General features: G+C 68.2%; 11 protein-coding genes. 9 read left to right on the top strand and 2 right to left on the bottom strand.

The genetic code is table 11. The features are described 5' to 3' along the window. Window positions 1-371 precede the first annotated feature (371 nt). From NZH93_RS33915 to NZH93_RS33905, 3 genes are read left to right on the top strand one after another with little or no spacing between them, the layout of a single operon-like run. Window positions 372-1,139 carry an ABC transporter permease gene (locus NZH93_RS33915; RefSeq protein WP_259627359.1) on the top strand — a complete coding sequence of 256 codons (768 nt, stop codon included), beginning with the start codon at window positions 372-374 and terminating at the stop codon, window positions 1,137-1,139. Further along, window positions 1,136-1,945: an ABC transporter permease gene (locus NZH93_RS33910; RefSeq protein WP_259627358.1), complete on the top strand. Its 810-nt coding sequence runs from the start codon at window positions 1,136-1,138 to the stop codon at window positions 1,943-1,945. Before NZH93_RS33915 ends, NZH93_RS33910 begins: the two co-directional genes overlap by 4 nt. A gap of 1 nt (window position 1,946) precedes the next feature. Next, a complete protein-coding gene (locus NZH93_RS33905; RefSeq protein WP_259627357.1) occupies window positions 1,947-2,822 on the top strand; it encodes an ABC transporter ATP-binding protein in 876 nt (291 codons plus the stop codon). 1,099 nt (window positions 2,823-3,921) lie between these two features. Here NZH93_RS33905 and NZH93_RS33900 read toward each other — a convergent pair. Next, window positions 3,922-5,127 carry a 4-hydroxybenzoate 3-monooxygenase gene (locus tag NZH93_RS33900; RefSeq protein ID WP_259627393.1) on the bottom strand — a complete coding sequence of 402 codons (1,206 nt, stop codon included), beginning with the start codon at window positions 5,125-5,127 and terminating at the stop codon, window positions 3,922-3,924. Window positions 5,128-5,316: 189 nt separating this feature from the next. Here NZH93_RS33900 and NZH93_RS33895 point away from each other — a divergent pair, with 189 nt between their 5' ends. From NZH93_RS33895 to NZH93_RS33870, 6 genes are all read left to right on the top strand, one after another. Then, entirely contained in the window at window positions 5,317-6,339 is a 1,023-nt protein-coding gene (locus tag NZH93_RS33895) for an ABC transporter substrate-binding protein (protein ID WP_259627356.1), read from the top strand. Window positions 6,340-6,762: 423 nt separating this feature from the next. Further along, window positions 6,763-9,690 (top strand): sensor histidine kinase, encoded by a 2,928-nt coding sequence (locus NZH93_RS33890; RefSeq protein WP_259627355.1) that lies wholly within the window; start codon window positions 6,763-6,765, stop codon window positions 9,688-9,690. After that, on the top strand, window positions 9,687-10,109 hold the full coding sequence (locus NZH93_RS33885) for a roadblock/LC7 domain-containing protein (RefSeq protein WP_259627354.1): 423 nt from the start codon (window positions 9,687-9,689) through the stop codon (window positions 10,107-10,109). Before NZH93_RS33890 ends, NZH93_RS33885 begins: the two co-directional genes overlap by 4 nt. A 29-nt stretch (window positions 10,110-10,138) precedes the next feature. Continuing rightward, window positions 10,139-10,729, top strand: a complete 591-nt coding sequence (locus tag NZH93_RS33880) for a GTP-binding protein (RefSeq protein ID WP_259627353.1) — start codon at window positions 10,139-10,141, stop codon at window positions 10,727-10,729. A 97-nt stretch (window positions 10,730-10,826) separates the two neighbouring features. Next, window positions 10,827-11,987: an alkaline phosphatase PhoX gene (locus NZH93_RS33875; RefSeq protein ID WP_259627352.1), complete on the top strand. Its 1,161-nt coding sequence runs from the start codon at window positions 10,827-10,829 to the stop codon at window positions 11,985-11,987. An 88-nt stretch (window positions 11,988-12,075) separates the two neighbouring features. After that, window positions 12,076-12,618 (top strand): snapalysin family zinc-dependent metalloprotease, encoded by a 543-nt coding sequence (locus NZH93_RS33870; protein WP_259627351.1) that lies wholly within the window; start codon window positions 12,076-12,078, stop codon window positions 12,616-12,618. 86 nt (window positions 12,619-12,704) lie between these two features. On the opposite strand, the gene NZH93_RS33865 is transcribed toward NZH93_RS33870, so the two are convergent. After that, window positions 12,705-14,750 carry a diguanylate cyclase domain-containing protein gene (locus NZH93_RS33865; protein WP_259627350.1) on the bottom strand — a complete coding sequence of 682 codons (2,046 nt, stop codon included), beginning with the start codon at window positions 14,748-14,750 and terminating at the stop codon, window positions 12,705-12,707. Window positions 14,751-14,763 lie beyond the last annotated feature (13 nt).

Genomic DNA, 14,763 nt, shown 5'->3' with positions numbered 1-14,763 from the left:
TCACCGAGAACCCCCGGTTCTCGGTGATCGGCTTTTTTCTTGGCTGGAATATTCGCGAGTGGGTGTGATCACCGAGGAAGATCTTCCAGCCAACGGAATTCTTCTTGACGTGGAACGGCGTGAGACCCGTTGCGCCCTTCCGCCGACCCGCGGTTGCGTCCGCCGCAGCAGGGCGTTGCGGCAATCGGCTCAGCGTGAGCGGCGGAACACCGCCCGTGGCCGAAATCCCGCCGTTCGGCGCCGATCAACGGCGACCCAGTACAACCGTGTAACTTTGCGAAGTTTCCTCGCCACTCATTGTGGCCCAGGGTCTTAAGTCTCTAGATTGGTCCGGGTCGTCCCGATGATGATCAATTGGAGAGGCGTTCGGCGTGCGTGCCCTCACCCGAGGTGTGCTCGGCGTGGTCGGGTTCCTGCTTGTCTGGGAACTGTTCGGCCGGTCCGGGCTCGTCTCCGCGGAATACCTGCCGCCACCTAGTGTGGTTCTCGGCGAGCTCGGCAAGTTGTTGGGTGATCAGCTGTTCCTGCGCGACGTGCTCGCGACGGTACTGGCGCTGCTGATCACAGTCGGTGTGTCCGTTGGGATCGCGGTCCCGCTCGGCCTCATCCTCGGGAGCGTGCCCGCTGTGCGGTACGCGACCCGTGCGGTGGTCGAGTTCCTGCGCCCCATTCCTTCCGTGGCCATGATTCCGCTGGCCATCGTGTTCCTCGGGATCGGCCCCGAAACGAAGATCGTGCTCGCGGTGTACGCGGCGATCTGGCCGATCCTGTTCAACACGATCTACGCGCTCGACGAACTGGACCCGCTACTGGTCGAGACCGCCAAGGTCTTCGGCACCGGCCGGGTCCGGGTGCTGTTCTCGGTGGCGCTGCCCAGCGCGCTGCCGTTCGTGCTCACGGGCATCAGGCTCGCCGCCACCACGAGCCTCGTGGTCCTGGTGAGCGTGGAGCTGCTCGCGGGCGGCAGCGGCGGCCTCGGGCAGTTCATCATGCTGGCCCGCAGCGGCGCCGGTCGGATGGACCTCGTGCTCGCGGGCACCGTGGTCGCCGGTGTGATCGGTTACCTCGTCAACGAGGGCCTCGAACGGGCCCAGCGCCGGTGGGTCGGCTGGAACGCGGCCACCGGAGGTAGGGCATGACCAAGTTCTTCAAGCGGTGGATCGTGTTCGCCGGTCTGGTCGTGGTGTGGCAGATCGCCACGGTGCTGGCCGACGACCCGTTCTTCCCGCCCCCCACGGAGATCGCCGAAGCCGCGCGGGAGCTCTGGCTCTCCGGTCCGCCGGACCAGCTCTTCCTCACGGACATCGTGTTCGAACACCTGATCCCCAGTGTTTCCAGGCTCATGGGTGGCTGGGCCATCGCCGCGGCCATCGGCATCTCGCTCGGTGTGGCGTTGGGACGGTCGCGGACGGCACTGGAGTTCGCCGGTCCGCTGCTGACCTTCATGCGGTCGATCCCGCCGCCCGCGCTGGTCCCGGTGTTCCTGCTGCTGTTCAACGTCGGTACCTCGATGCAGTTGGCCACCATCGTTTTCGGTGTCCTGTGGCCGATCCTGCTCAACACGATCGACGGAGCCCGGTCCGTCGACACCCTGAAGTACGAGACGTCCGCCGTGTTCCGCGTGCCGAAGTGGCAGTGGGTGCTCGGTGTCGTGCTGCCGTCGGCCGCACCGAAGATCTTCGCCGGACTGCGGGTCTCGTTGTCGTTGTCCCTGGTGCTGATGGTGGTGTCCGAACTGGTGGGCACCGACAACGGCATCGGGTCGCAACTCCTGGTGGCACAACGGGAGTTCGACTTCCCGAACATGTGGGCAGGCATCGTCCTGCTGGGTGTCATCGGCTACGCGCTGAACACCGTGCTGCTGGCCGTCGAGCACCGGGTGCTCGGGTGGCAGCCCAAGCAGGAGCACAGCAAGCCCGTACAACTCGCGACGGCAGGGGACTGACATGACCGCCATGCTCGACGTGGCCGGACTCGGCCACACCTACCAGGCGAAGGACGGGGCGCACCGCGCCATCGACGGCCTGACGTTCACCGTCGGCGCGGGAGAACTCGTGTGCGTCGTCGGTCCCTCCGGCTGCGGCAAGTCGACGCTGCTGAGGACCATCTGCGGTCTGGTCAAGCCCACCGAGGGCGGGATCAGCTTGCACGGCAACAAGATCGACGGTGTGCCGGAGGACCTGGCCGTGGTGTTCCAGGACTACAGCCGCTCGCTGTTCCCCTGGCTCTCGGTGCAGCGCAACGTCGAGTTCCCGTTGCGCCGCAGCCTCGGCCGCAAGCAGCGCCGCGCCCGCGCCGCCGAGGCGCTGGAACTGGTCGGTCTCGCCAAGGCCGTCGGCAAGTACCCGTGGCAGCTCTCCGGGGGCATGCAGCAGCGCGTCTCCATCGCGCGGGCGCTCGCCTACCAGCCCGCGCTGCTGCTGATGGACGAGCCGTTCGCCTCGGTGGACGCGCAGACCAGGTTCGAACTGGAAGACCTGCTGCTGAAGGTGAAGCGGGAGCAGAACACCACGGTCCTCGTGGTCACGCACGACATCGACGAGAGCGTCTACCTCGGCGACCGGGTGCTGGTGCTGTCCAACTCGCCCGCGTCCGTCGTGGCCGACCTCAGGGTCGACCTGCCCGGTGTGCGGGACCAGATCACCACCCGCGAGTCGGACGCGTTCGTGACGCTGCGCGGGGAGGTGGCCCGGCTGCTCAACGTCGGCAGGCCCACCGCGCAGCGCAAGGTCGCCGCTGAGGCCGCCGTGGCGGCGAAGTGGGCCGAGGCGGAGCGCGCCGCGCTGCGCGAGGCGCACGCGGAGGACCACGCGACCAACTGAGTTCCACCGGTAGCGCCGAAAAACGGGCGCCCCTGGTAACTCCCGCTCTCGGGGGTCCAGGGGCGCCTGCGGCGTTTCAGGGCTTTTTCCTTCTCCTGTCGGGGTTCCACGCGGCCTCTGGATAGATCAAGCCGCGTCTCAATTGGTGACTTTCGGTTTTTTCGACGAAATAGTCGCGACCTGGAATGTCCGGACGGCCACGTGGCCCAGGGTGGCGCCGAGGGCCTCCAGAGTGTGACCAGATCGTGTTCTTGCTTGTTCAGAAGGCGATGAGGGGGCTTCGGAGGCGTCCCCCGTTCGGACGCGCGTGCCCGGCTCTATTCCGGTGCGGTGGTTACCGAACGTTGCCGGAGACTGTCCGGTCCTCCGGAATTCCAGGTCGTTGTGGACACTCCGAGTGGCCGTGTCCGGTGTCCCGGAACGCGATCCGCCGGACCGCATGCTCTTGCTCCCGACTGTCCACAAAGGCCTTGGGCGGCCGTGGCCGGTCGTGCCGGGAAGTCGGGGATCAGGGGCGCGGAGAGGGTCGCGCGACCCCCTGAGGTTTGCCAGGGGCCCGTTCGGGGAACTCCGGGGGAGAACTGGCGCGGAGTGCCGGACGTGACCGGAAAACGCTTCCTGGGGCGCCTTGTCGACGATTAGCGATCCGGTTCGGCGACGATCCCGCGAGAGTGCTCCGAGGCCGGCGCCGTGCGACGCCGTGCGACCCGGTCCGCACTTCTCCCGCGACCTCCTCCGCGCGGCACCGATCGATAGCTCGTCAATGCATCGGCCGCGATGAGGGGGTCGGGTGGGAACTCGGGGCCTTCCGGCAAAGCGGAAGTGGATCGCGGTTCGGGAAATCGACACCGATTCACCGCTGTGGCAAATCCACGACCAGGGCGTGAATCAGAACCTGCGCCTCGACCCTCGGACACCGTCGAAGTCCTGTTTGAAAAACAGACGAACGACCCTTGCGCGGAGACGGATCGAGCCCCCGCCCACCGCGGTGGGCGCCGCGGGAGCCGGGGGCTCGACCTTCGGTAAATATCGGCTCACCGCGTGCGCCGAATTTGTGTTATTCGCGAGATGAGACAATCCTTTTCGTGCGTCGGAACGGTCAGTTCGCCCCGACGTACATGTGGGCGAACGAGGCAGCCGCCTCGCGCGACTGGATCAAGTGCTGCAACCGGGCATGGCCCAATCGGCTCAAGAACGGCTGCTCGTTACGGTGGACCAGGTCCACCATCCACTGCGAGAACTCCTGCGCACGCCACACGCGCCGCAGGCAGACGGCCGAGTAGTCGTCCAGGCCCGTGGTGGACTTGTGGTGGTAGTAGGAGGCGATGGCGTCGGCGAAGACCTCGGCGTCGTTGAGGGCGAGGTTCATTCCCTTCCCGCCCATCGGGGTGATGATGTGCGCGGCGTCGCCCAGCAGGTAGAGGCGCCCGTACCTCATTGGCTCGACCACGTGCGAGCGCATGTCCAGCACGCGCTTCTCGATGATCTTTCCTTCGGTGAGCGTCCAGTCGCTGTCGCGCAGCGCCAAGCGCTTGTGCAATTCGCTCCAGACCTTCTCGTCCGGCCAGTTGTCGACGTCCTCGCCGACGGGGACCTGGAGGTAGAAGCGGCTGACCGTAGAACTGCGGAGCATGTGGCCCGCGAATCCGTCCGCGTGCAGGGCGTAGATGACCTTCTCGGTCGACGGGGGAGCCTCGGCGAGAATGCTGAGCCAGCCGATGCCGTGCTGGTGGGTGAATTCCTTCACCGCACCCGCCGGAATGCTCTTCCTGGTCACGCCGTGGAAGCCGTCGCACCCCGCGATGAACGAGCAGTCGAGCTGTTCGCGCGTCCCGTCGGACGATGTCCACGACACCGACGGCGTCTCTTCCAACTGGTCCTGGAGTTCGACGTCGGAGACCTCGAAACGGATGTCGCCGCCACCGTCGAGGTACTGCCGCAGCAGGTCGGTCACGACCTCCTGCTGCGGGTAGACGAAGTGGGTCTTGCCGTCGGACAGCTCGGAGTAGTTCAGCTCGTGGGCTTTCCCGTCGATGCGGAATTCACACGCAGTGTGAGTGTCACTTTCCGTGAGCATTCGGTCGGCCAAGCCGTGCCGTTCGAGCATCCGCGCGGACCGGTCCTCCAACATTCCCGCGCGAGGTCTCGTTTCGATGTACTCACGCGTTCCCCGCTCCAGGACGACGCACGGCACGTCGGCCCGCTGGAGGAGGTTGGCGACCATCAAACCCGCTGGTCCGGCGCCGATGATGACGACGGGAAGCGCTGTGCTCTGAATGGTCCATTCGAGATGAGCTTGTCTCACCGTGTACCCCTGCCTCTGGACGGCCTGTGCAAAGATGCTCACCGAAGGTAGTGGATACAGCCTTCGAGTGTCGGTCGACCGGGGTCCTAGTGAACCGCGAGTGTCACTTTGAGTGGTTTTCGCCGCGTTCTGGTCGATCGAGAATCCCCCGCAACGAACGCCCCCGCTCCAACCAGGAGAGTGCTTCAGATGACTCGAAGAGTCGGCCGCCACGCCCGCATGATCGTCGGCGGTTTGTCCGTCCTCGCGCTGCTCGCCTCCGTCGCAGGTTGCGGCGCTCTGGGAGGCTCGACGGAAACCCCCGCCGCCGAGAAGCCCGCGACCGGCAAGCTCGAGAAGAGCAAGATCACCCTCGGTGTCCTCCCGATCCTCGACGTGGCCTCGGTCCACGTGGCGTTGCAGAAGGGCTACTTCAAGGAGGAGGGTCTCGACGTCGACCTGAAGGTCATCCAGGGTGGCGCAGCGGCCATCCCCGGCCTGATCAGCGGCGACCTCGACATGAGCTTCGGCAACTGGGTGTCGTTCTTCGCCGCCGAGTCGAAGGAGGCCGCGAAGGCCGTCGACGGCCTCAAGCTCGTGTCGGACGGCTACCAGGCCAAGCCCGACATGTTCCTGATCGTCACGACCGCCGACTCGCCCATCAAGTCCCCCAAGGACCTCGCGGGCAAGACCATCGCGATCAACACCTTCAAGAACATCGCTGAGCTGACGGCGAAGGCCACGCTCGAGGCCAACGACGTCGACCCGAAGACGGTCACGTTCAAGGAATTCGCGTTCCCGGACATGCAGGCCGCGATCGAGAACAAGACCGTCGACGCCGCGTTCATGGTCGAGCCGTTCATCACGCGCGCCCAGCGCGCCATCGGCTCCGTGACCGCCCTGGACGCCGCGAGCGGCCCGACGGCGGACATCCCGATCGCCGGCTACGCGACCAGCGGCAAGTTCGCCAAGGAGAACCCGAACACCGTCGCCGCGTTCCAGCGGGCCATGGCCAAGGGGCAGAAGGACGCCGCCGACCGCCCCACGGTCGAGCCGCTGCTCCAGGAGTACGCGAAGGTGGACAAGGAAACCGCCAGCCTCGTCCACTTCGGTGAGTTCCCCACCACTTTGGACGCCACGCGCCTCCAGAGGGTCGCGACCCTGATGAAGACCTACGGTCTGCTGGAGAAGGAGATGGACATCAAGCCGATGCTCATCACCTCGGGTAGCTGACGAATCAGACGACTGCGGGGAGAGTGTTCGGCTCCCCGCAGTTGTTTCACACCGGTCTCAACGGTGAATATGTCGTGAACCACCCCTGTTAGTGAGTGTTTAGTGGCCTTCTCACATGGAACAGTCATACTGGTTGATTTGTGAACTATCGACCAAGTCCGCCATATGGCGGTATGACTTCGGCCGCTTTTACCCGAAGATCCACCAGGTTTGAACAGAAGTTTCCTTTCATCGGCTTGGAAGCTGGGGAGTGTGCTGACGGTGCGCGGTCACGGTGACCCCGCGTCCGGATCCGATCCGGAGCGAGCCCGACAAGAGTCGGATTCCGAGAGCGGTAGACCCGCCTACTCGGTTCCGACCGCGAATTCCGCGTCATCCCGTCCCGCTGCCGGCGGCCGGGATGCTCGCGCAGACACGGATGCCATGGCTGCGCCAGGTGGCATCCGACGATGGCGCCTCACCAACTGGCGCCTGCGCAGCAAACTGGCCGTGGTGCTGCTGGTCCCCGCGCTGAGCACGCTCGCGCTCGCGGGACTGCGGTTGAACAGCCAGCTCGACGACGTGGCGCTGTTCGGCAAGGTGCAGCGCGAACTCGCGCTCAGCGCCCAGGCGGCGTCGGTGGCCGACGCGCTCCAACTCGAACGCGACGCGGCCGTCCACTTCGTGGCGGGCAACCGCTCGGACAACGGCGCGGAACAGGTGACCCGCGCCGCCAAGGTCGACGTGGAGGTCGGCAAGTACCGGGACGTGGCGGTCTCCACCGAGGGCATCGACCCCGCGGTGGCCGACGCGTTCCAGAAGTCGTTGCAGTCGCTGGACAACCTGAGCTCCCTGCGCAACACGATGCTCACCACGCGCTACCCGGACGCCTCGGTGCTCAGCGCGTACAGCCAGATCCTCACCGCCGTGAACCAGGTCCACCGGATCACGGCGGGCAGCGTGAGCAACTCGAGCCTGACCCCGCTGTCGTCGGCGAACCTCGCGCTCTACAGCGCGCGGGAGCAGATGGCGCAGCAGAACGCGATCCTGTTGGCCACGGCCAAGCGCGGCGAGTTCGCGCCCGGTCAGGTCAACGCGCTGCGCGCCGCCCAGTCGAGGCTGGACGCGGCACTGCTCGACTTCGCCGGTTCCGCCTCGCAGGAGAACCGGCAGCGCTTCCAGGACGTCGTGTCCGGTGGCGCCGTCGACGGTCGCAACCGGCTGGTCCAACTGGCGCTCGTGCAGCAGGAGATCAGCCAGGAGGAGGACGACGACCAGCGGGTCACGATCTCCGACGCGGAGGTCCTCCGCCTCGGCGAGGACACCGCCGGTCTGATCAGCACGGTGTCCCGCGACATCGAGGGCCAGATCGTCGTCGCGTCCAACAAGCTGATCGACGAGGGCCGCGCGGGCGCCTGGCGCGACGCCGCCCTCGTGCTCGTCGCGCTCATCGTCGCCTTCGGCCTCATGGCGATCGTCGCCCGCTCCATGGTCATCCCGCTGAGGGTCCTGCGCCGCACCGCCCTCGACGTGGCGCGCAACCGGCTGCCGGAGGCGATCCAGAGGATCCGCCAGCACCGCGACCCCGAGCTGGCCGCCGAGGAAGCCCTCTTCCGCGTGCCCATCAACACGACCGAAGAGGTCGGCCAGGTGGCCCGCGCGTTCGACGCGGTGCAACGCGAAGCGGTCCGCCTCGCCGTCGAGCAGGTGGCCCTCCGCGCGAACGTCAACGACATGTTCATCAACCTGTCGCGCCGCAGCCAGGCGCTCGTCGAGCGCCAGATCGGCGTGATCGACCGGTTGGAGCAGGACGAGCAGGACCCCGACCAGCTCGCCAGCCTGTTCGAGCTGGACCACCTCGCGACGCAGATGCGCCGCAACAGCGAGAACCTCCTGGTGCTCTCCGGCACGACGGTCAACCGCCGCGTCACCCGGCCCGTCCCGGTGTCCGAGGTGCTCGGCGCCGCGGTGTCCGAAGTGGAGAAGTACGCCCGGATCCAGATCGCCCCCGGTCCGGAGATCAAGGTCCAGGGCCGGGTCGTCAACGACCTCGCGCACCTCATCGCCGAGCTGCTGGACAACGCGACCGCGTTCTCCAAGCCCACCACCAAGGTCACGGTGCGGGCGACGGAGACCCGGCGCGGCGAGATCGCGATCCGCATCCACGACCGCGGTGTCGGCATGCAGGAGGACGACATCGACGAGGCCAACCACAAGCTCAACGAGCCGCCGGAGGTCGACGTCTCCGTCGCCCGCGAGATGGGGCTCTACGTGGTCGGCCAGCTCGCCAAGCGCCACGAGATCCGCGTGACGCTGAGCAACAACGACGACATCGAGGGCGGCGTCACCGCACAGGTGGTCCTGCCGGTCTCCTTGCTGCACAAGGGCATCTCGCAGCTCCCGCCCGCACCGCCCGCCCGGTCGGCGGCGTCGAGCTTCGAGGACCACCTCTCCGGCCAGGTCGAGCAGACCGGCGTCGGCGTCATCGCGGGCGTTCCCAAGTGGACTCCCGGACAGCTCGAACCCGGTCAGTCCGGCCAGTTCCCGCAGGTGTTGTCCTCCCCCGACGAGGACCCGCACGCGGAGCACCTGGTCGAGCGCACGTCGACCGAGGGCCTGTTCACCGCGACGATCCAGGGCATGAAGCCCGTCCAGCCGGACGGCGTCGACCCGATCGACTACTCGTACCCGCCCGCCGCCGAGCGCACCGCGCTGCCGCGCAAGCCCGCGGCGAAGCCGAAGGTCGAGCCGGTCACCGAGCGGCTGCCGATCTACGAGGACGTGCTGTCGCGCTGGTTCCAGGGCGGCGACGCGGCCGACGCGCCGAGCAACGGCCACACCAACGGCAACGGGCACGCCAAGGTCGCCGAGGCGACCGAGATGTTCCCGCCCGCGGCGGCCGAGCCGCCCGTCCAGCGGACGGCCTCGCCGCAGCTCCCCAAGCGGGAGCCCGCCGAGGCCACCCCGCCCGCCCCGGCGCGCAAGAAGTCGCCGAAGGCGGACTGGGGCGTCGCGGACGAGGGTTGGCAGACGGCCAACAAGGTCCTGAAGTCCGCTGTGGACGACAAGACGACCGCTGGGCTCCCCAAGCGGGTCCCCAACGCGCGTCTCATCCCCGGCTCGCCCGCGAAGCAGGGCTCCGCGCCCGCCAAGCAGGCGCAGACCGGCCAGGGGGGCGGTCAGACCGCCTCGGTCGCGACGGCGGTCGCGCCGCCGCGGCGGCGGTCCGCCGAGCGTCTGCGCCAGCAGTTCGCGACCTACCAGCGGGGCGTGCAGTTGGGACGCGAATCCCTCGACGACATCGAGTCGTGGGACAGTCCCTTGTTCGGCAGCACCTCAGGGGACATGAGCGCAGAGAAGGAGCAGCAGTGACCACCACGTCCGAAGAACTGGACAACTTCAGTTGGCTGGTCGAGGATTTCGTCAGCAGGGTCGCCGGAGTCGCGCACGCCATCGTGGTGTCCGCTGACGGCCTCCTCCTGGCGGGATCCGAGCGTCTCCCGACCGACCGTGCCGAACAGCTCGCCGCGGTGGCCTCGGGCCTCGTCAGCCTCAACCTCGGAGCGGCGCGCTGCTTCGAGGCGGGCGAGGTGAAGCAGACCGTCGTCGAGATGGAGCGGGGCTACCTGTTCCTCATGTCGATCAGCGACGGCTCCTGCCTCGCCGTGCTGGCCGCGCCCAACTGCGACATCGGGCTCATCGGCTACGCCATGACCCGCCTCGTCGAGCGGGTCGGCATCCAGCTCACGCCGGAGATCCGCTCGCAACTGCACGTGTCGATGCGCGGCTGACCAACTACTCAAGGGAAAGCAGACCAGCGATGAGCTCTGGTGCTCTCGGACGACCGGGGTCGCCCGCCAAGCCCACCATGTCGACGAAGATCGTCGTGGCTGGTGGATTCGGCGTGGGCAAGACGACCTTCGTCGGGTCGGTGTCCGAGATCGTGCCGCTGACGACGGAGGCGGTGATGACCGAGGCCAGCGTCGGCATCGACGACCTGTCGGCGACGCCGAACAAGGTCACCACCACCGTGGCGATGGACTTCGGCCGCGTGTCACTGGACAGCGACCTGATCCTGTACCTGTTCGGCACGCCGGGCCAGCACCGGTTCTGGTTCATGTGGGACGACCTGGTGCGCGGCGCGATCGGCGCCGTCGTGCTGGTCGACACCCGCAGGCTCGACGACGCGTTCGCCTCGATCGACTTCTTCGAGGACCGCGAGCTGCCGTACGTGGTGGGGGTGAACTGCTTCGACGGCCTCATGCACCACCGGGTCGAGGACATCCGCGAGGCGCTCACCATCGAGCAGTCCGTGCCCATCGTTCCCTGCGACGCGCGCAACCGCCAATCGACCAAGCAGACGCTCATCACTTTGGTGGAACACGCGCTGCGCCAACCGACATACGCCTGAATTAGCTACTTCTTCAGGTGGTGTACACCATTTTTCTCCGCTATTCCGAGAACGTTGGCCCGTTGGGTCAGCGTTCTCGGATGGACGGAGATCAACGGTGGAACGTCGGAACTTCCTGAGGGTCGCGGTCGTCGGAACGGCGGCCGCGGCCTTCGGCGGCGCCTCGTGGGCGGAAGCCTTCGCCGCGGGCGCCCAACCGGGACCGAGCCCCTACGGGCCTCCCCAGGCCGTCGACGCGAGCGGGTTGATGATCCCCGCCGGGTTCACCAGCCGGGTCGTCGCCCGCAGCGGCCAGAAGGTCGCGAGCACCTCCTACACCTGGCACCCCGCCCCGGACGGCGGCGCGTGCTTCGCCGACGGCGGCGGGTGGATCTACGTGTCCAACAGCGAGGTGTCCTCGACCGGTGGCGTCGGGGCGATCCGCTTCTCCTCCACGGGCGACATCACCGGCGCGTACCGGACCCTGTCGGGTACCAACGTGAACTGCGCGGGCGGCGCGACGCCGTGGGGGACCTGGCTCTCCTGCGAGGAGGTGGACCGCGGGCGGGTCTTCGAGACCGACCCGTGGGGCGTGACCGCCGCGGTCGCCCGGCCCGCGATGGGGCGGTTCAAGCACGAGGCCTGCGCGGCCGACGCGGACCACGGCTACGTCTACCTGACGGAGGACGTCACCGACGGGTGCTTCTACCGGTTCAAGCCCACGACCTGGGGTGACCTATCCACCGGGACGCTGGAGGTGATGGTCGGCGCGACCTCGCAGACCTCCGGGCCGGTGACGTGGAAGGTCGTACCCGACCCCGACGGCAGCCCCACCGCGACGCGCTCGCAGGTGTCCGGCGCAAAGCGGTTCAACGGCGGTGAGGGGTGCTACTACGCCGGTGGGACGTGCTGGTTCACCACCAAGGGCGACAACCGCGTGTGGGCGTACGACGCGGGCGCGAGCACGATCAGCCTCACCTACGACGACTCGCTGGTGACCTCCGGGACCGCGCCGCTGACGGGCGTCGACAACATCACCCGCTCGACCTCCGGGGACCTGTTCGTCGCCGAGGACGGGGGCAACATGGAGATCTGCCTCATCACGCCGAACGGTGTCGTGGCGCCGTTCCTGCGGGTGCCGAACCAGACCTCGTCGGAGATCACCGGACCCGCGTTCAGCCCGGCGGGCGACCGGCTCTACTTCTCCTCGCAGCGCGGCACGAGCGGCAGCAGCAGCGGCGGGATCACCTACGAGGTCACCGGTCCGTTCCGCCGCTGAATCACATTAACCGTTCTTGCGGTCCTGTCCGTTCCGTCGTTACGGTCGAATTCCCTGCATGATTTTCCCTGCAACGAGGAGAATTACCGTGCTACGCAAGATCACTGGTGCGCTGGTGGTCGCGATCGGGCTCATCAGCCTGCACGCGCCCGCCGCTTCCGCATCCCCTGACGTCGAAGTAGCCGCTGTTCGAACCCTGACCTACAACGCCAGCGGCGCCGCCGAGTTCAAGGCCGCCGTCGACCAGGGCGCCCAGATCTGGAACTCCAGCGTGGTCAACGTCCGGCTCGTGTCGACCACGTCCAGCTCCGCCAACATCCGCGTCGTCGCCGACGACGGCTGGCCGCGCGCGCAGACGACCAGCCTCGGCAACGGCCGCGTCTGGATGGGCCGCCAGGCCACCGACCAGGGCTACAACGCCATCCGGATCGCCGCTCACGAACTGGGCCACATCCTCGGCCAGCCGGACCGCAAGCCGGGCCCGTGCACCAGCCTGATGTCGGGCAGCAGCGCGGGCGTGTCCTGCACCAACCCGTACCCGAACGCGCGGGAGAAGTCCGAGGTCGAAGCCGCGTTCAGCACCGCGAAGCTCGGCGTGAACGCCGAGTGGGCGTACGAGTTCGTGGACTAGCGAACACCCCGGCCCCGGCACCTCGTCCTTCCTGCGGACGGGGTGCCGGAGCTGTTCCGCCGACCGCGCCGATGATGGTCGGGTCGCTAGTACTCGTCCGCCGCGGGTTGGTCGGGTAGCAGCAGGTCGACGCCGATCGACCGGAACCAGTCGTCCTGCTCCGCTGTCGTCCCGTCGGCGATCACCAGCGCCCCGGCCGCGCGCAGCAGCGGGACCAGCGCGGTCGTGGTGGCGCGGGCGAGCGGGCTGTCCGGCACCGGGGCGAGCGCCACGGCGTGCGGCCTGCCGAACTCCACAGTGGACAGTTCGGTCACGCTGCCGGACAGGTCGTGCAGCAGCACCTTCACGCCGAGGTCGGCCAGCACCGACAGGTTGTCCTGGCCCTCCTCGTTGTCCAGTCCGCGCAACGACAGGCTGAGCCACAGCCGGTGCGGTTCCAGGCCGGTGGTGGACAGCGCTCGGCCGACCACGGCGGTCAGGTCCGGGTCGCGGGAATGGTCGGGGGACAGGCGGACGAGGACCGGGAGGTGCTCGTCGGGGTCGGCCGCCCTGGCGCACGCCTGCTCCAGGAGCGCGTTGCCCAACGGGATGGTGTGGCCCAGTTCGTCCCCGAGGCGCAGGACCTCGTCGTGCGCCACGACGGTGTCGTCCTGGAGTTCCCAGCGCAGCCTCGCGGCCAGCACCACGCCGTCGACGGACTCGAACTCGGTGTAGACGTCACCCGCCGCCAGCGCGCCGGGCAGGGTGGCGACGAGTTCCAGCCGCGGCCGGTCGAGGTCGTCCTGGTCCCGGTCGTAGTACGCCCACTGGCGCTTGCCCTTGGCCTCCGCGCGCCGCAGGGTGCTGTGGGCCTGGCGCACCAGCGCCAGCGCGTCCACGCCGCTCGCGGAGGTGCGGACGAAACCCATGCCCGCGGACACCGCGGTGGTCCTCGTCGAGTCCACCGCGACCGGTTCGGCGAGACTGGCGTCGAACCGCGCGGCCCACTCGGAAATGCTTGGTGCGGCGGGGGAGTCCTCGATCAGCACGACGAACTCGTCGCCGCCCGCCCTGGCTACCATCGCCGTCTCGCCCGCCACGACGGCCGTCAGCCGGTGCGCGACGGCGGTGAGGAGCCGGTCGCCCGCCTGGTAGCCGACGCCGTCGTTGACCAGAGCCAGGCTGTCCACGTCGAGGTAGCACAACGTGACGGTGTGCGGGGAGCGGAGCTTGCCGAGCACCTTCTCCAAGTGGGGTAAGAAGCTCTGCCAGTTCGGCAGACCGGTCAGCACGTCGTGCAGCGCCTGGAAGCGCAGGTACTCCCACAACTGCCGCTCGTCGGTGACGTCCTCCATCACGGCCACGAAGTACTTCGGCTGCTCGTCGCTGTCGCGCACCACGGACAGCACCACGTTCGCCCAGATCTCGTCGCCCGCCGGACCGGTGAACCGGCGCTCGGACTTGGCGTCCTCCTCCATCGCCTCGAGGAGCCCGTGGCTCGACTCCCGCAGCGCCAGCAGGTCCGCGGGGGCGAAGACCTCGTCGGGGGCGTCGACCTGGTGGCCCAGCATGTGCGCCAGCGCCGGGTTCGCCTCGACCAGGTTGCCCGCCAGGTCCAGGATCGCGATGCCGACGGCGGAGCTGGAGAACACCTGCCGGAAGCGCGCCTCGCTGTCGTGGAGGTTCTGCTGGGTCTCGCCGAGGGTGAGCAGCAGCGAGTTGCGGACCCGTTCCTGCTCCTCGAAGATCTGCTCCCGCACGGCGTTCGCGTAACCCGCGGCCAGCGCGCCGAGCACGAACACCACGCGGTCCGCCAGGTTCGGGACGCCGAGCAGCTCCGGGTGGGTGCGCAGGGCGGGACCCAGGACGTCGACGGTGGTCTGGAGGCTGCGCTGGCCGGTGTAGCGGGCCGCAACCAGCCACGCGCCGATCGCGTGCGCGGGTTCGGCGGTGAAGTCGGGTGCCTTGAGCAGCGCCACGAGCGCGGCCACGTGCGCGTCCACGTCCCGGCGGATCTTCCGGCGGGACGTGGGTGAGTACGCGGTGCGCGCGAGCGCCTTCGTCCACCGCTCACCCGGCGTCGGGTGGGCGGGGCCGACCTCGGGCGGGGGCGGACCGTCCGAGGGCTGAGTTGCCCCTGGGATCTTGCTCATCGTCGTTTCTCGG

This window comes from Umezawaea endophytica, from assembly GCF_025061645.1.
Lineage (GTDB): Bacteria > Actinomycetota > Actinomycetes > Mycobacteriales > Pseudonocardiaceae > Umezawaea > Umezawaea endophytica.
Note: the sequence above shows the minus strand (reverse complement) of the source record. Positions and strands in the feature narration are given on the sequence as shown.